This window comes from Pseudarthrobacter sp. MDT1-56 (assembly GCF_059383555.1).
Genome location: NZ_JBWZCK010000001.1, coordinates 374,901 through 391,647, shown reverse-complemented (window position 1 = coordinate 391,647; position 16,747 = coordinate 374,901). Strand labels below are relative to the sequence as shown.

At 63.5% G+C, this 16,747-nt stretch carries 11 protein-coding genes and 2 tRNA genes; 8 read left to right on the top strand and 5 right to left on the bottom strand.

Features of this window, described 5'->3' with window-relative positions:
- Positions 1 to 208 precede the first annotated feature (208 nt).
- From AC50YC_RS01895 to AC50YC_RS01865, 7 genes are all read left to right on the top strand, one after another.
- Positions 209 to 2,179 carry a type I restriction-modification system subunit M gene (locus tag AC50YC_RS01895; RefSeq protein WP_494951949.1) on the top strand — a complete coding sequence of 657 codons (1,971 nt, stop codon included), beginning with the start codon at positions 209 to 211 and terminating at the stop codon, positions 2,177 to 2,179.
- Positions 2,176 to 3,447: a restriction endonuclease subunit S domain-containing protein gene (locus AC50YC_RS01890; protein WP_494951948.1), complete on the top strand. Its 1,272-nt coding sequence runs from the start codon at positions 2,176 to 2,178 to the stop codon at positions 3,445 to 3,447. Before AC50YC_RS01895 ends, AC50YC_RS01890 begins: the two co-directional genes overlap by 4 nt.
- Positions 3,444 to 4,379 (top strand): restriction endonuclease, encoded by a 936-nt coding sequence (locus AC50YC_RS01885; RefSeq protein ID WP_494951947.1) that lies wholly within the window; start codon positions 3,444 to 3,446, stop codon positions 4,377 to 4,379. The genes AC50YC_RS01890 and AC50YC_RS01885 overlap by 4 nt, the downstream gene beginning before the upstream one ends.
- Positions 4,380 to 4,389: 10 nt before the next feature.
- Complete coding sequence (locus tag AC50YC_RS01880) at positions 4,390 to 7,467, top strand: type I restriction endonuclease subunit R (RefSeq protein ID WP_494951946.1); 3,078 nt, start codon at positions 4,390 to 4,392, stop codon at positions 7,465 to 7,467.
- Between the two features lie 94 nt (positions 7,468 to 7,561).
- The gene (locus AC50YC_RS01875; protein WP_494952168.1) at positions 7,562 to 8,437 is read left to right on the top strand and encodes an AbiV family abortive infection protein; all 876 of its coding nucleotides are present in this window, start codon (positions 7,562 to 7,564) and stop codon (positions 8,435 to 8,437) included.
- Positions 8,438 to 8,580: 143 nt separating this feature from the next.
- Positions 8,581 to 9,195: a hypothetical protein gene (locus AC50YC_RS01870; RefSeq protein ID WP_494951945.1), complete on the top strand. Its 615-nt coding sequence runs from the start codon at positions 8,581 to 8,583 to the stop codon at positions 9,193 to 9,195.
- A 69-nt stretch (positions 9,196 to 9,264) separates the two neighbouring features.
- Positions 9,265 to 10,224, top strand: a complete 960-nt coding sequence (locus AC50YC_RS01865; RefSeq protein WP_494951944.1) for an IS481 family transposase — start codon at positions 9,265 to 9,267, stop codon at positions 10,222 to 10,224.
- A 696-nt stretch (positions 10,225 to 10,920) separates the two neighbouring features.
- On the opposite strand, the gene AC50YC_RS01860 is transcribed toward AC50YC_RS01865, so the two are convergent.
- The 4 genes from AC50YC_RS01860 to AC50YC_RS01845 all read right to left on the bottom strand — a co-directional run bounded on the left by AC50YC_RS01860 (position 10,921) and on the right by AC50YC_RS01845 (position 14,546).
- A tRNA-Met gene (locus AC50YC_RS01860) sits at positions 10,921 to 10,997 on the bottom strand.
- 62 nt (positions 10,998 to 11,059) lie between these two features.
- Positions 11,060 to 11,131: transfer RNA gene (locus tag AC50YC_RS01855), tRNA-Thr, on the bottom strand.
- 231 nt (positions 11,132 to 11,362) lie between these two features.
- Complete coding sequence (locus AC50YC_RS01850; protein ID WP_494951943.1) at positions 11,363 to 13,501, bottom strand: DEAD/DEAH box helicase; 2,139 nt, start codon at positions 13,499 to 13,501, stop codon at positions 11,363 to 11,365.
- A gap of 391 nt (positions 13,502 to 13,892) precedes the next feature.
- On the bottom strand, positions 13,893 to 14,546 hold the full coding sequence (locus AC50YC_RS01845) for an MOSC domain-containing protein (protein WP_494951942.1): 654 nt from the start codon (positions 14,544 to 14,546) through the stop codon (positions 13,893 to 13,895).
- A 179-nt stretch (positions 14,547 to 14,725) separates the two neighbouring features.
- On the opposite strand from AC50YC_RS01845, the gene AC50YC_RS01840 reads away from it, so the two are divergent.
- Positions 14,726 to 15,934 carry an acyl-CoA dehydrogenase family protein gene (locus AC50YC_RS01840; RefSeq protein ID WP_494951941.1) on the top strand — a complete coding sequence of 403 codons (1,209 nt, stop codon included), beginning with the start codon at positions 14,726 to 14,728 and terminating at the stop codon, positions 15,932 to 15,934.
- 10 nt (positions 15,935 to 15,944) lie between these two features.
- On the opposite strand, the gene AC50YC_RS01835 is transcribed toward AC50YC_RS01840, so the two are convergent.
- On the bottom strand, positions 15,945 to 16,739 hold the full coding sequence (locus AC50YC_RS01835) for an SDR family oxidoreductase (protein ID WP_494951940.1): 795 nt from the start codon (positions 16,737 to 16,739) through the stop codon (positions 15,945 to 15,947).
- Positions 16,740 to 16,747: the final 8 nt, after the last annotated feature.

Genomic DNA, 16,747 nt, shown 5'->3' with positions numbered 1-16,747 from the left:
TCGCGGCTGATGCCCTATTCGCGGGCCGGACTCTGGCTCAGCGCCGTTATGCGACAGCCTTTGTTAGATAACGACCTCCCTCCCCATACAATTCAAGGCAAGTACGTGCGAGATCGATGAAAGCTGCACGGCAATGGGGACCCTGCCTTGGCTGTGCCAGCCTCGAGCGTTGACGCCCCACTGCCCGTAGCAAAGGAAAGTGGGAGCAGTGGCCGGCAACAACAACGCCAACCTTGTGTGGAGCATCGCAAATATTCTGCGGGGCACCTACAAACCGGCGCAGTACGGGTCGGTGGTCCTCCCCTTCACCATTCTCCGCCGCCTCGACTGCGTCCTGGATTCCACCAAGGACGCGGTCCTCGCCGAGCAGGAAGCCAAGAAGGACCTCAACATCCCGCTGGACACCTTCCTGCAGAAGGCCTCGGGCCACAGCTTCTTCAACACCTCCAAGTTCAACTTCGCCAAGCTCCTGGATGACCCCACCAACATCAAGGCGAACATCCTCAACTACGTCCAGGGCTTCTCAGAGAACACCCGGGACATCTTCGAGCGTTTCGAGTTCTACAAGACGCTCGAGAAGCTGGACAGCTCGGACCTGCTCTACCACGTCACCAAGGACTTCGCCGCGATCGACCTCCACCCAGAGACCATCAGCAACATCGAGATGGGCCTCATGTTCGAGGAACTCATCCGCCGCTTCGCCGAAGCCTCCAACGAAACCGCCGGTGAGCACTTCACCCCGCGCGAGGTCATCCAGCTCATGGTCCAGCTCCTGCTGAACTACGACGACGACGTCCTCACCAAGGAAGGCATCGTCCGGTCCATCTACGATCCCACCGCCGGAACCGGCGGCATGCTCACCGTCGCCCAGGAACACCTCCACTCCCTCAACCCGAGCGCCTCCCTAGTCGCGTATGGCCAGGAAATCAACGACGAGTCCTACGCCATCTGCAAATCGGACCTGCTCATCAAGGGCCAGGACATCTCCAAGATCTCCGTCGGAGACACCCTCGCGAACGACCAGAACATCGGCCAGCAGTTCGACTTCATGCTCTCCAACCCGCCGTTCGGCGTCGAGTGGAAGAAAATCCAGCCGCAGATCCAGAAGGAACACGAACTCCACGGCTTCGACGGCCGCTTCGGTCCGGGCCTGCCTCGCGTCAGCGACGGCTCGCTGCTGTTCCTGCTGCACCTGATCCGCAAGATGCGTCCCGCGCACGACGGCGGCTCCCGCATTGGCATCGTCCTGAACGGATCGCCCCTCTTCACCGGCGGGGCTGGCTCCGGCGAGTCCGAAATCCGCAAATACGTCATTGAGAACGACCTCGTTGAGGCCATCATCGCACTGCCCACGGACATGTTCTACAACACTGGCATCGCCACCTACATCTGGATCCTCTCCAACAGCAAGAGGCAGAAACACTCGGAGCGCGTCGGCAAGATCCAGCTCATCAACGGCGTGGATTTCTTTCAGAAGATGCGCAAGAGCCTTGGCTCCAAACGCAAGGAACTCGGACCCAAGGACATCACCAAGATCGTCCAGCTCTACGGCGCCTTTGAGTACGACGGCGAGACCTCCAAGATCTTCACCAACCAGGACTTCGGCTACTCCACCATCACGGTGGAGCTCCCGTTGAAGCTCAACTTCGCCTGTACGCCCGAGAGGATCGACGCCGTTCTGGCGCAGAAGCCGGTCGAGAAAATGTCCGACGACGACCGGCAGCTGCTCGAAAAGACGCTCACCCGGCTCGGCGAAGACGAGCCGAAGCTCTGGAAGAACCGTGAGGCTTTCCTCAAGGTCCTCAAGTCGGCTCTTGCCGGCGCCGGGCTCAAGCTCGGCGCCCCGGTCCTGAAAACGATCCTGGCTGGGCTCTCCGAACGCGACGAAACAGCCGACGTCTGCCAGAGCCCGAAGGGAACACCCGAGGCAGATACGGATCTCCGCGACACCGAAAACGTCCCGCTGCGTCAGGACATCACGGCCTACTTTGAACGCGAAGTCCTCCCCCACGTCCCCGACGCTTGGATCGACGAAACCAAGACCAAGGTCGGATACGAAATCCCCTTCACCCGGCACTTCTACAAGTACGTAGCGCCCAGGTCGCTGGACGAGATCGACGCCGACCTCAACAAGCTCATCGGCGAGATCACGACTCTGTTGGCCGAGGTCGAGAAGTGACGTACCCTCAATTGGCAGTCCGCCGTGCGGTGGCAGCGATCGAAAGCGGCACCAGCGTAAATGCGATGGACTTCCCATCCGCTGAAGACGAAGTAGGCGTGCTGAAGACTAGTTGTGTTTCCAACGGATACTTCGATGCAACGGAAAACAAAGTCGTGGATCCAGACGAGCTTGACCGCGCGTCCTGTCCAGTCCGTTCCGACAGGCTGATCGTCAGTCGCATGAACACGCCGGCTCTTGTGGGTGCTGCTGGCCACACTCAGCGTGATTATGACAATCTGTATCTTCCGGATCGGCTTTGGCAAGTGCGGACGTCCGAAGCCGCAGTCGCAAGATTTGTCTACTGGTGGATGCAAACGCGGGAATATCGCGACCAGGTTGCCGCCATATGTGTTGGCACCAGCAGTAGCATGCAGAACCTGAGCCAGAATGACTTTCGTTCTTTTCAAATGCCGTTCCCTAGCCACGCGATCCAGAGTGCAATCTCTGAGTTCCTCGACCGCGAAACCGCACAGATCGACGAACTGATCGGCAAGCAGGAGCGGCTCATCAAGCTGCTCGCCGAGAAGCGCCAGGCCGTCATCACCCACGCCGTCACCAAAGGCCTCGACCCAACGGCCCCCACCAAACCCTCCGGCATCCCCTGGCTCGGCGAGGTGCCCGGACACTGGGATGTATTGGGATCGCGTCGCATATTCAGTGAGAGAGGCGAAAGAGCTCGCGCTGACGACGAACAGCTGACTTCGTCGCAGGCATACGGGATTCTGACGCAAGCAAGCTTCGTTGCAATGACGGGGAACCGCGTAACTTCGGTTATCAAGGGCGAAGAGATTCTTAAGCACGTAGAGCCTGACGATTTCGTTATCAGCATGCGAAGTTTCCAAGGTGGCCTTGAGCTTTCGCGCGTACGCGGCAAGATCAGTTCCGCATACGTGATGCTCGTCCCTAACCCATCAGTAGACGTCGAATACTTCCGGTGGCTCTTCAAATGCAATCGATATATCGCTGGCCTGCAGTCGACTAGCAATCTTGTTCGGGACGGTCAAGCCCTCCGGTTCGCAAACTTCGCACTCCTCCACCTCCCAGTCCCGCCTCTTCATGATCAAAAGGCGATCGCAACGGCAATTGGAGAGAAGCTCACAGCGATGGACACACTACAAGAACGTGTAGTGCGGAGCCTTGATCTGTTAGGAGAGCGTCGCTCCGCCCTCATTTCCGCTGCAGTCACCGGCAAAATTGACGTTCGAGAAGGAGCTTCAAAACTATGACTCTGCCTCAGTGGCATGGATTCGTTGATCCGGTTCTGCGGGTCATGTCGGATGGCCATATCCGCCGGAATGCCGAGATCAGGACGGCCGTGGCTGAGCGCACCCGTCTGACCGAAGAGGACATGGCGGAAGTCATGTCCTCCGGTGAGGCTCGTTGGGCCAACAGGATCAACTGGGCGGTCTTCGACTCCATGAAGGCCGGTTTGCTCGTGCGCGAGGCGCGCGGGCAGTACAAGATCAGCGACGAGGGCCTTCGCCGGGTGTCCTCTACTGCGGAAATCACCTATCAGACGCTGCTGGAATACGAGTCGTACCGGGCGTACCAGAACACGTCGAAGGCGCCCAAGAAGACGGTCCTTCCCGGTCTCGAACCGGTTGCCGCCCTCTCCGAAGTTGGAGTCGGCGCCGATCCGTCCGAGGCCCTCGAGCAGTCTGCAGACCAGCTCAATCGAGTTGTCATCGACGAGATTTACCGCAATCTGCTCGAACTCTCTCCCGACGCCTTCGAACGCCTCATTCCGTTTGTCGTGCGAGCGCTTGGCTACGGAACAGACCGCGAAGACAACCTGAAGCCCACGCAGCGATCAGGCGACAAGGGCATCGACGGAATTGTCTGGCAGGACGCGCTCGGGTTCGATCGGGTCTACCTCCAGGCCAAACGCTACTCGGAGGGGAACAATGTCGGAGCACCCGAGGTGCAGGCCTTCAGCGGAGCGTTGGGCCAGTTCCGCGCTACCAAGGGGATCTTCATCACCACCTCGACGTTCACCACCGGAGCGCGAGCTGTCGCACGCGACACCGCACACTACACGCTGATTCTTATCGATGGGCAGCGGCTGGCGTCGCTCATGTTCGAGTACGGCGTCGGTGTCCAGGTCGACCGGACAGTAGTCGTGAAAAAGCTGGACCAGGACTTTTTCGACAGTTTCTAGGGGGACCCGTATGGCGCAGCACAATGAAGTGACCTTCGAGGACGAGATCTGCCAAGCCCTTGCCGCCGAGGGATGGATCTACGAGCCGCACCGCAAGGCCGGCGAACTCTACGACGCAAGCCGCGCGCTTGTGCCGGAGGATGTCTTCGCGTGGCTGGCGGACACCCAGCCGGAGCAGCTGGCCAAGGTCCTGAAGCCTACGGACTCCCCCGCCGAGCACGAGGTGGCGAAGCGGCTGCTCCTGGATCGGCTCTGCAAGGTTTTGGACAAGCCGGCGGCGAAGGAGGCCGGCATGCTCTCCGTGCTGCGCACCGGGTTCAAGGATGTCGCCGCGAAGTTTGAGATGTGCCAGTTCAAGCCGGCCATGGGCCTGAACCCGGAGACCCTGGAGCGGTACGGCAAGGTCCGCCTCCGGGTGCTCCGGCAGGTGCACTACTCCACGGTCGACACCATGAAGAGCATCGACCTGGTGCTGTTCGTCAACGGCCTGCCGGTCGCCACCATCGAGCTCAAGACGGACTTCACGCAGAACATCAATGACGCCATCGAACAGTACCGCAAGGACCGGCTCCCCTGCAACGGCAAGAACAAAGACGAGCCGCTCCTGTCCTTCGGCCGACGCGCCATGGTTCACTTCGCCGTCAGCAACGACGAAATCCAGATGACCACCGAGCTCAAGGGCAAGGACACCTACTTCCTACCCTTCAACCTCGGCGATGACGGCCGTGCCGGCAACCCCGTCAACCCGAAGGGTTCGGCCACCAGCTACCTCTGGGAACAGGTGCTGCAGCGTGACTCCTGGCTGAACATCATCGGCAAGTTCCTGCACCTGCAGATCAGCGACAAGACCAACCCGGTCACGGGCGAGCGGGAAGTCCGGAAATCTTTGCTGTTCCCCCGCTACCACCAGTGGGACGTGGTCAACCAGCTCATCGAAACGGCCCGCTCCGAAGGTCCAGGCCACCGCTACCTGGTCCAGCACTCCGCCGGGTCCGGCAAGACCAACTCCATCGCCTGGACCGCACACCAGCTCAGCTCCCTGCACGGCCCCGGCAATCAGAAGATCTTCGACTCCATCATTGTCGTGACGGACCGGACCGTGCTGGATGCCCAATTACAGGACGCGATCTACCAGATCGAACACAAGTCCGGCGTCGTCGTTCCCATCCGAGGCAACGCTGGCTCCAAATCCGCCGAACTCACCGCGGCTCTGGTGGCCCGGACGCCGATTATCATCGTCACCATCCAGACCTTCCCGTTCGCGCTGAAGGCCATCGCCGAATCCCAGGCATTGAAGGGCCGGAACTTCGCCATCATCGCGGACGAGGCCCACTCCTCGCAGACCGGATCCACCGCGAACAAGCTGAAGAAGGTCCTCTCCGCGGAGGAACTGGCGGACGTCAACGACGGCGGCGAGTTCGACGTCGAAAGCTATCTGGCGGCCGAAATGGCCGAGCGTGCCGACGCCAAGAACATCAGCTACTTCGCCTTCACCGCCACGCCCAAGGCCAAGACGCTGGAGCTGTTCGGCCGCAAGGCTCCGGACGGGCTGCCGCAGCCGTTCCACCTGTACTCCATGCAGCAAGCCATCGAGGAACGCTTCATCCTGGACGTGCTGCAGAACTACACCAGCTACAAGGTGGCCTACCGGCTCACCCACGAGGGTCGGGACTACGACTCGGACGATGCCCAAGTGGAGAAATCCGAGGCGCTGAAGTCGCTCATGAACTGGGTGAAGCTGCACCCCTACAACATCAGCCAGAAGGTCCAGGTGATCGTGGAGCACTTCCGCGCCAACGTCGCCTGGCGCCTCGACGGCAAGGCCAAAGCCATGGTGGTCACCGGCTCCCGCAAGGAAGCCGTGCGGTACAAGCTCGCTATCGACAAGTACATCCACGACGCTGGCTACTCCGGGCTGGGCACCATGGTCGCCTTCTCCGGCGAAGTGAACGACGACGACTCCGGCCCCGAGGCCTTCACCGAGCTCAAAATGAATCCCGGGCTCAAGGGGCGCACACTGCCCGAGGCGTTCGCCACCGACGAGTACAAGATCATGCTGGTGGCCAACAAGTTCCAGACCGGCTTTGACCAGCCACTGCTCGTCGCCATGTACGTGGACAAAAAGCTCTCCGGCGTCTCGGCCGTACAGACGCTCTCCCGTCTCAACCGCACCGCCGTCGGCAAAGACCAGACGTTCGTGCTTGACTTCGTCAACGACCCGGCCGAGATCCTCGCGTCCTTCCAGCCCTACTTCCGCGAGGCCGCACTCGAAGGCGTCTCCGACCCAAACGTCGTGCACGATCTGCAGGCCAAGCTCGACGCCGCACAGATCTACCTTGAGTCCGAGGTGGACGGGCTGGTGAAGTCATATGTCCTGGAGGCCGGCAACAACGCACTCTCCGGCTGGGTGGCCCCGGCGAAGTCACGCTTCAACACCCGGTACAACGCCGCAGCCGCCGAGGGCGACAAGGCCGCCACGGACGAGCTGGACCTGTTCCGGAAGGACCTCGGCTCGTTTGTCCGCGCCTACGACTTCCTCTCCCAGATCGTCGACTTCGCGGACACGGACCTGGAGAAGCGATCGATCTACTACAAGCACCTCCTGCCAGTTCTCCGCGTGAACGACGCGAAGGTGGCGCTGGACCTCTCCGGCGTCGTGCTGGCGAAGTACGCGCTCAAGGACAAGGGACAGGCCCAACTGCAGCTCTCAGGCGAGGACGCACTACTGAAACCGCCGACCGAGGTGGGCACCGGGCAGGCCAAGGATCCTGTCCTGGCGACGTGGGAAGAAATCATCCAGCAGGCCAACCTGCCCTTCGAAGGCGAAGAACTCGACGCGGTAGCGCACTTCGTCGAGGGCGTGCGACGGGAACTGGTGAAGAACGAGACGCTGCAAAAGCAGGCGCAGAACAACTCCCGCAGCCACTTCGGCAGCAGCCCGCACCTGGAAAAGGCCGTCACCGACGCAGTGTCCAACTCCATGGACAGCCACTACAACCTGAGCCTCCAGGCGCTGGGCGACAAGACGAAAATGACGGCGCTGCTGAAAATGCTGAGCGAGCTGGTCTACGAGGAGCTGCAGACATGAGCGTCTGTATGCCTCATCCCGCACAACTCCTTACCCGGCGGCAGTGCTGCGGCGCGTTCGCGCCATTCGAACCCCAAGCCGCTCGGTAACAACGATGCACCCACGTCGGATCGCTCGGCTCATCGAGCTGAAGCAGGAACAACGCTTCCCAGTCATCGGAGAAGGACTTACTCGGCTGGGAGACCATGTTGCTGGCTTGGCCCAGTCTGTGCGGCTCCTCAACGTCGCCGACGATGTCCGCGGCGCGGCCGCACTTGACATCATCTGCACGGAAGAGGCGGCAAAGGCGCTGATTTTGCTGGACATGGCTCGGTGCATGCACAACCAAAAGGAGCTCACCCGAGCCTGCAAGTACTTCTACGACCACCTTGCGCGTAGCATTTACGCCTACGTACATGAAGGAAATCCGTCGCTGTACGCAGAAGTCGAGGGCTACGTCGACGACTGCCGCCCGAGCCATTATCTCGATGGGCCCAATGATGCAGACTGGATCCTCCGCAATGAACTGCAGCGCCGACGCGACACCGCACTCTACGTGGACTACGAGGAAACGGAGCCGGCCAAATACGAGTGGACCGGAGGCGATCCCGACGTGGCCTATGCGCCCCAGCGGATAACGAGACTGGTGCTTGCGATGCGGACCACAGGGATGCTGACAGAGGCCGGTGCCCGGGCTGTCGCCTTTGCCTGGAAGAACTCACCCTTTGATAGCTCAACGCGATGGGAATATTGCCGGGTTCGGAATACTCAGGTTTTGCGCTCCCTGATGCCAGAGGGAAGGGAAATGACGCCCACTCTGGTGGAAGCCTGCGGCATCGTAGAACAGAAATGGACCTTCCCTCTAACGCAGCTGGACCTCTCCCTCGACAAAAGCACCACCATCGAAGAGCTTCAGGAACAGCAGCGATCGCATTACAACCGCGTGATGATGGACGAATACGGCGGGGAAGACTACTACAACGACTACTAGTCGATATTCCCACGCCCCATTGTTCACTTCCCTGAAACTAAGCGGCCGTGGAGCTCGGCACGACCGGGCTTTCGGTTCCCTATGGAACACTGAATCCGGAGTCACTGGCGAGCAGGAAGTCAGACGCTGGAAAGGGATTGAACATGGGGACATACGAATTGTATTGGCACCTCCAGGCGACAGGGGATGTGCGGCTGCTCACCAAGTTCTCACGCCATCAATCCGAGCAAATTCGACAGGCGGTCGCATTGAATTCGGCCACCCCGGCCCCAATCCTCTACACGCTTGCACTGGACGAGAACCCTGACGTCCGAGCTAATGTTGCCGGCAATAGTTCCTGCCCCGAGGACCTCCTTCCACTCCTGCTGGAGGACCCAGTTCCAAGTGTTGGGCGCACAATGGCTCGGAATCCGAATCTTCCCGCAGCGAAGTTCCGTGAGTGGGCGGGGCAGAACCGGCATACTGATGTGTTCCTGGCTCAAAATCCGGCCTGCCCGGAGGACGTCATGCTCCAGTTGATAGACCTTCATCCGCAGACGGACCCGACAGTCGACGTGGCGTCCAACCCGTCCGCCACTCTTAGAGTCCTGGAGGCCATAGCGAATTCAGAGCATGAAGGCGCTCGTGCGGTGCTCGCCACGAACGTAATGCTCCCTCTCCCGCTGCTTCTTAAACTGCTCCGTGATCCCGATGAGCAGGTGCGTACGAATGCCCTAGATGTATTAACCACGGACGTTAGTGACAGGCGGCGTGGATAGGTGACAAAAAGAAGACCTCCGGGTGGAGTGGGGCTTGTCTAGAGTCCAGTTCCACAAACGGAGGTCTTCATGTCCCACCCTAATGCTTTTCTCGCTCCCCGGGGGCGGCTGCAGCTGGCCAGATGCATCGTCGATGACGGGTGGCCGCTGCGCCGGGCCGCCGAGCGGTTCCAGGTGTCCGTGCCGACAGCGGCACGCTGGGCAGACCGTTATCGTGAACACGGCGAGGACGGGATGGAGGACCGCTCCAGCCGCCCGCTGAGGTCTCCCTCGAGAACCCCGCAACGGCGGGAGCGGCGGATCATCACCCTGCGCGTGAACCGGCGGTGGGGGCCGGCCCGGATCGGGTATCTGCTGGGCCTCCAGCCATCCACCGTGCACAAGGTCCTCTCCCGGTTCGGGCTGGCGAAACTGTCCTGGCTGGACCGTGCCACGGCCCGGGTGGTCCGCCGCTACGAGCACGAGAAGCCCAGCGACCTGATCCACGTCGACATCAAGAAACTCGGACGCATTCCCGATGGCGGCGGCCACCGCGTCATGGACCGGGCCGCGGGCAGGAAAAACAAGACAGGGACCGCGGCGAACCGGCGCCCCGGCTACGCCTACCTGCACAACGCCGTGGATGACCACTCCCGCTTCGCCTACACCGAGATCCTCGAGAACGAGAAGAAAGAGACCGCCGCCGGCTTCTGGGAACGCGCCAACGAGGCCTTCAACGCCGCCGGCATCACCGTCAAGCGCGTCCTCACCGACAACGGCTCCTGCTACCGCTCCCACGCCTTCAAAGACGCCCTGGGTCCGGACATCACACACAAACGAACCCGGCCCTACCGGCCCCAGACCAACGGCAAAGTAGAGCGCTTCAACCGCACGATGCTCGAGGAATGGGCCTACGCCCGCCCCTACACCTCAGAGACCGAGCGCGTCGCCGCTTTCCCTGCCTGGCTCCATGACTACAATCATCACCGAGGCCACACCTCACTCAAGGGTCAGCCACCGGCAAGCCGCGTCACTAACCTCCGTGGTTAATACACCTAGACCATTGGAACTGCCCCGTTCAGTTCCTCGAGGCCGCAGCGGGCACAAAGGACTTTGATGTGTGGGCGGCTTTGGCGAGCAATCCCCGGACGCCTGTCTCTGTTCTCACTGAGTTGGGCAGCTATAAGTTCCTGCCCCACGAGTATTCCCTCCCCGCAGACAGTCCAGCCAACTTATGGGTGGAGACGTACGTCGAAGTTCTCGAAGCTCTGGCTTCAAACCCTGCCCTCCCTGCCGAATTACTTGCTCGCCTAGGAGACTCGGACGACGAGAAGGTCTCGTCGAAAGCCCACGCCAATCCCGCGTGGGACTCGTACTGACCCAGTAGTGGTTGGCTCCGGCAAACCTGGATCCCATGAGCAGCCGTCTGAAACCATTGTGGTCGCTGATGCCTGCAGCCCTCACGGGGCGCTCTAACAGCCCCTGAAGCGCACCGGGTCCCGAAAGCTTCAGGGTGTGGCCACAGCCGCCCAGAGAGGGCGCAGGACGCCCGCTGTCGGGCCTGCGTGGATACCCCCTGCTTCGCGTTGTAGCCCAGCGGCGAATCTGGTCGGTAGCAGCCATTTAACAGCCACTCCACAGAGACTCGGAAGGATTTCCGGCGAATCCAGGAGATGGCTCTCGGAAAATGATGAACTCCCAATACAGCAAAACCCCCGGAATCTTGAGGATTCCGGGGGTCTTATCTGGTAGCGGCGGGGAGGCTCGATCTCCCGACCTCACGATTATGAGTCGTGCGCTCTAACCAACTGAGCTACGCCGCCATAAATGAGGAAAACCTGCGCTAAGCCGGTCAAAAACCGCCTTGACACAGGCCCTCATTCAGAGCCCCCCACCGGAATCGATCCGGTGACCTCGTTCTTACCAAGAACGCGCTCTACCACTGAGCTAGGGGGGCAACGAGTAAATACTCTACCGGAAGATTCCGCTCCCAACAAATCGGCCCAGAGGCAGTCCTGAAAGCGTCAAAATCGGCGGAAATCCGGGGCCCCAGGCGCCTGGGAACCCCGCGGGCGCAGCACCGCGGCACCACCGGACGCGCGGATGTGACCAAGGGAACTTAAACGAAAACGGGCCGGCTGGTGGGCCGGCCCGTTTTCAGGGTGGTGCAGTGCCTAGCGGCTGATGGTTACCACTTGGTGCGCGGCTTGCGGGCCGCGTCGGTGCCTACGCCGCGCTCGTTGCGGTCGCTGAAGGAGCGTCCGCCACGGTCAGCGGAGGACCGCTCGCCGTCGTTCTTGCGGAATTCCCGCTTGAAGCCGCCGTTGCCCTTGAAGTTGCCTCCTCGGTCGCCGCCGCCGGAGTAACCGCCACGGTCTCCGCCGCGGCTGCCGCCCTGGCCGCCGCCCTGGTAGCTGCCGCGTTCGCCGGAGGGCTTGCGGCCGTTGTCCAGCTCGAGGTGGATCAGCTCGCCGCCGATCCGGGTGCGGGACAGGGCCTTCAGCTGGTCGGCGCTCAGGTCGGCCGGGAGCTCCACGAGGGAGTGGTCGGCGCGGATGTCAATGCCGCCGATCTGGGCCGAGGAGATGCCGCCTTCGTTGGCAATGGCGCCAACGATCGAACCCGGCATGACGCGCTGACGGCGTCCGACGGCGATCCGGTAGGTGGCGTTGCCCTCGGTCAGGGTGCGGGTCGGGCCGCGGGAGCCGAAGCCGTCCTTGGCGCGCTCGCGCTTCTGGAATTCAGGAGCAGCAGGCAGTTCCTTGACCAGCAGCGGCTGGCCGCCCTGGGCCATCACTGCCAGTGCGGCGGCGATTTCCGCGGCCGGAACGTTGTGCTCTTCCTCGTAGGAGGCGATGAGGTCGCGGAACGACGAAACGTCCTCGGAGGCGAGGGTCTCGGTGATCTTCTCCGCGAACTTGCCCAGGCGCAGGGTGTTGACCGACTCGGCGGTGGGTAGGTGCATCTGCTCCACCGGCTGGCGGGTCGCCTTTTCGATGGACCGCAGCAGGTACTTCTCCCGCGGCGTCATGAACAGGATCGCGTCGCCGGAGCGGCCTGCACGGCCGGTGCGGCCGATGCGGTGCACGTAGGACTCGGTGTCGTGCGGGATGTCGTAGTTGACCACGTGGCTGACTCGCTCAACGTCAAGGCCGCGGGCCGCGACGTCGGTGGCGACCAGGATGTCGATCTTGCCGTCACGCAGGGCCTCGACCGTGCGCTCACGCTGCTGCTGCGGGATGTCGCCGTTGATGGCGGCGGCCTGGAAGCCCCGTGAACGCAGCTTGTCGGCGAGGTCCTCGGTGGCCATCTTGGTCCGGACGAAGGCGATGACGCCTTCGAACGGCTCGACCTCGAGGATGCGGGTCAGCGCGTCGAGCTTGTGCGGGCCCATGACCTGCAGGTAGCGCTGGCGGGTGTTGGCGCCCGTGGTGGTCTTGGACTTGACCTGCACCTCGGCCGGGTTGTTCAGGTACTGCTTGGACAGCCGGCGGATCTGGCTCGGCATCGTGGCGGAGAACAGGGCAACCTGGCGGCCCGCGGGGGTCTGCTGGAAGATCTGCTCCACGTCTTCGGCGAAGCCCATGCGGAGCATCTCGTCAGCCTCGTCCAGTACCAGGTACTGGAGTTCGGACAGGTCGAGGGAACCCTTGGTGATGTGGTCGATCACGCGGCCGGGGGTACCGACAACAACCTGGGCACCGCGGCGCAGGCCGTTGAGCTGGGGGCCGTAGGCGGAGCCGCCGTACACCGGGAGGACGGTGAAGTCGTCGATGTGCTTGGCGTAGGAGGTGAAGGCCTCGGCGACCTGAAGGGCGAGCTCACGGGTCGGAGCGAGCACCAGGGCCTGGGTCTTGCGGGACGGGCCGTTGAGGTCGTGGAGCTCGGCCAGACGGGACAGCGCCGGTACTGCGAATGCTGCAGTCTTACCGGTGCCGGTCTGGGCGAGGCCCACGACGTCGCGGCCTTCGAGCAGCAGCGGAATGGTCGCTGCCTGGATCGGGGACGGCTTCTCGTAGCCAACGTCCTGCAGGGCAGCAAGGACGCGGCCGTCGATGCCGAGGTCCACGAACTTGACGCCTTCTTCTTCGGCGTCTTCTTCCTTCGCGGGGGCAGCCGGGGCGTCGGCCTTCGGTGCGGCTTCGGCAGCAGCCGGAGCGTCGGCCTGCGGTGCGGCTTCGGCAGCGGCCGGAGCGTCGTTGTTCGCAGGAGCCTCGGTGAATACCGGGGCGGAGCCGGCTGCGGGGGCAGCCGTTTCAGAAGTCTCGACGTCGATGTTGACGGTTTCGGTTTCGGTTTCGACGGAGTTGTTCTGATTTTCGGGCATAGGTGAAATATCCTCATCCATAGGGGCCAAGCGGCACAACCCGAGGTGAGCGGAGCCGCAGTACGCGTGACCGAAATCGCCGGGCATACTTTGACCGGCCGGTCACATAGAAGCCCGGCGCTTTCGCAATCCCGTGGCAGGACTTCCCGCTGCATCTCTTGGCTGCTATCCCAGCAGTCTGTACAGCGTTTTCTTTAGCCGGCTCTCCCTATGAAAATGCCCGCATCTCAATGCGCGGGCCCCAACACTTACCAGTCTTGCCTCAATAATTGGGCAGGAAATAAGGGATTTCCGGAGTGGGGGATAGTTCAATTGTAGGGCATGGATCCGCCCATGGGTAACGCAGGGGCCCACGACGGCGGTGAGCTTGGGCACACCGGCGCCGGTCCGGCTACACCCCGAGGCGGCGCTGGAGCTTCGCGAACTCCCCGCGGTACTCGGGCTGGAGGCGGATCTCGCCGTCGGCGTCGGCGTCCCGCAGGACCTCCATGTCCTCGGCCGTGGGGTCGCTGAACCATTTGCCGATGGTCACCCCGTGGGTGGGGACGAAGATCCGGTGGATGTGGTCGCCGGCCTGGATGCTGCCCACCCGCACCACCCGCAGATAGGTCCCGACCCGCCCGGCGTCGCCGAACCGCTTGACCCAGTGCGGTTCACGCATCCGGCGCTGGAAGGTCGCGCAGGGGGTGCGGGGCGAGGTCACTTCGACCTCGACGTCGAGTCCGATCTTCCAACGTTCGCCGATGATGGCGTCCGTGGCGCTGATGCCGGCGACGCGAAGGTTCTCGCCGAAGATCCCCGGCGGGAGTCCACGGCCAAGCTCCGCGGCCCAGTAGTCGGCGTCGTCCTGGGAGTAGGCGTAGAGCGCCTGGTCCTCACCGCCGTGGTGGATCCGGCTGGCCTGGACATCCCCGCGCAGCCCGAGCCTGTGCACCCTGACCGGCCCGGCCACGGGCCGTTTGTCGATCGCTGTCACGCCCACGCTTCCGGGGTCAGCCAGCAACTGGTGTACGCGGCAGACGGCAACTACAGAAGCGGTGTCCATGGCACCAGTGTAGGCCTGGGCGCCCGCGGCCGCCCGACGCTCCTGCCCGGTTGCTTTCCCGCGCACCCCGCAAATGCCCGGCGACACCGGTGTGTTGGCCGGGAGCCGGGGCGGTGTCCGGAAGTAACTGGGCGGGAAGTCCGGGGCGGGCTGCTGCGCCAAGACCGTAGGATGCTGGAATGAGCAACGAGGCTGATTTTCCCCATGGATCTGACGGAACAGAGCTGTCCGACGTCCTGGCGATCGATTCCCTGCTGAGCGCCGGGGAACTGGCCGTCCGGGAGCGGGTCCGCGATTTCACGGAGCAGCGGATCCGCCCGGGCATCGCGGGCTGGTACGACGACGGCGTCTTCCCGCTGGAGCTGGCCCCCGAGCTGGGGGAACTCGGCGTCCTCGGGATGCATCTGGAGGGTTACGGCTGCCCGGGCCGCTCCGCCGTCGAATACGGCCTGGCGGCCATGGAACTGGAGGCCGGCGATTCCGGGATCCGGACGTTCGTCTCCGTGCAGGGCTCGCTGGCCATGACAGCCATCCACAAGTGGGGCTCCGAGGAGCAAAAACAGGAGTGGCTCCCCCGGATGGCCGCCGGCGAACTGATCGGCAGCTTCGCGCTCACCGAGCCCACCGCCGGCTCGGACCCGGCCTCGATGAAGACCTTCGCCCGCCGCGACGGCTCAGGCGATGACGCCGGCTGGATCCTGGACGGCACCAAACGCTGGATCGGGCTCGCCTCGGTGGCCGACGTGCTGGTGGTGTGGGCGATGACCGACGATGGTGTCCGCGGCTTCGTGGTCCCCGCCGGCACCCCCGGGGTCAGCGCGACGCCGATCGGACAAAAGCTCTCGATGCGCGCCTCGATCCAGTGTGATGTCACGTTCGAAGGCGTCCGGCTGGGTCCGGAGGCCCTGCTCCCGGCGGCCCGGGGGCTGCGTGGCCCGTTCAGCTGCCTCAACGAGGCCCGCTACGGGATCGCGTGGGGTGCGATGGGCGCGGCCCGGGACTCCTACGAGGCCGCACTGAAGTATTCGCAGGAGCGCCTGCAGTTCGGCAAGCCCCTCGCGGGGTACCAGCTGACCCAGGAGAAACTCGTGAACATGCTGCTCGAGATCCAGAAGGGCACGCTCGTGGCGCTCCAGCTGGGGCGGCTCAAAGATGCCGGGAAGCTGCGGCCCGAGCAGATCTCGCTGGGGAAGCTGAACAACGTGCGTGAGGCGATCGCGATCGCCCGCGAGGCCCGGACCATCCTGGGCGGGAACGGAATCACGCTGGACTATTCGCCGCTCCGGCACGCCGCCAACCTCGAGTCCGTGAGGACCTACGAGGGCACCGACGAGGTCCACACCCTGGTCCTGGGCCAGCACATCACCGGACTGGCCGCCTTCCGCTAGCCCGGGGCGGTCAGGCGGAGAAGCCGCCGTCGGCCTTGACCAGCTGGCCCGACACCCACCGGCCGTCGGGCGAGAGCAGGAACGCCACCGTCCCGGCGACATCCGCCGGGGTTCCAAGCCGGCCGCCGGGCTGGCGCCGGGCGAGTTCTTCGCGCAGCGGCCGGTCCATCCAGCCGGTGTCCACCGGACCGGGGTTGAGCACGTTGGCGCTGATCCCCTGCGGCCCGAGTTCCCGCGCAGCCGCGGTCACGATCCGGTCCAGTGCGCCCTTGGACGCGCCGTAGGGCAGGTTGAAGGCGGTGTGGTCGCTGGTCATGGCCACGATCGCGCCGCCCCCGGCCGGGGTCTGCCGGGCGAACGCCGCGATCAGCTGCCAGCTGGCACGGGCGTTGACGGCGAAGTGCCGCTCGAAGCTCTCCAAGGACGTGTCGAGGATGCCCGAGTCCACGGATTCCGCGTGGCTGAGCACCAGCCCCTGCAGCGGACCGGCCTCCGCCGCGATGGCCTCCATCAGCCGGTCCACGGCCTGCGGGTCCTGGAAATCTGCCGGCAGCGCGACGACGGCGGCGCCGGTGGCATGGAGTTCCGCGGTGAGCCGTTCGACGTCGTCGGGCTGGACGCCCCACGGCATCCGGGCATCGTAGTCCTGCCAGTAGCTCAGCACGAGGTCCCAGCCGTCGGCCGCCAGCCGTCGCGCGATGCCCGCACCGATTCCCGCCAGCCGGCCGACGCCGGTCACGAGGGCGGTCTTGCGGCGCGCCGGGGGCACAGCAGCCGGGGGCACAGCAGGCGGGGTGGCTTCCATGCGGACCA

Bases quoted from the DNA above. Each gene is read 5' to 3' on its own strand.
- AC50YC_RS01875 (WP_494952168.1), top strand. From the start codon at position 7,562: ATGCACCCACGTCGGATCGCTCGGCTCATCGAGCTGAAGCAGGAACAA.
- AC50YC_RS01865 (WP_494951944.1), top strand. From the start codon at position 9,265: ATGTCCCACCCTAATGCTTTTCTCGCTCCCCGGGGGCGGCTGCAGCTG.
- AC50YC_RS01835 (WP_494951940.1), bottom strand. From the start codon at position 16,739: ATGGAAGCCACCCCGCCTGCTGTGCCCCCGGCTGCTGTGCCCCCGGCG.
- AC50YC_RS01880 (WP_494951946.1), top strand. From the start codon at position 4,390: ATGGCGCAGCACAATGAAGTGACCTTCGAGGACGAGATCTGCCAAGCC.
- AC50YC_RS01850 (WP_494951943.1), bottom strand. From the start codon at position 13,501: ATGCCCGAAAATCAGAACAACTCCGTCGAAACCGAAACCGAAACCGTC.
- AC50YC_RS01885 (WP_494951947.1), top strand. From the start codon at position 3,444: ATGACTCTGCCTCAGTGGCATGGATTCGTTGATCCGGTTCTGCGGGTC.
- AC50YC_RS01840 (WP_494951941.1), top strand. From the start codon at position 14,726: ATGAGCAACGAGGCTGATTTTCCCCATGGATCTGACGGAACAGAGCTG.
- AC50YC_RS01845 (WP_494951942.1), bottom strand. From the start codon at position 14,546: ATGGACACCGCTTCTGTAGTTGCCGTCTGCCGCGTACACCAGTTGCTG.
- AC50YC_RS01870 (WP_494951945.1), top strand. From the start codon at position 8,581: ATGGGGACATACGAATTGTATTGGCACCTCCAGGCGACAGGGGATGTG.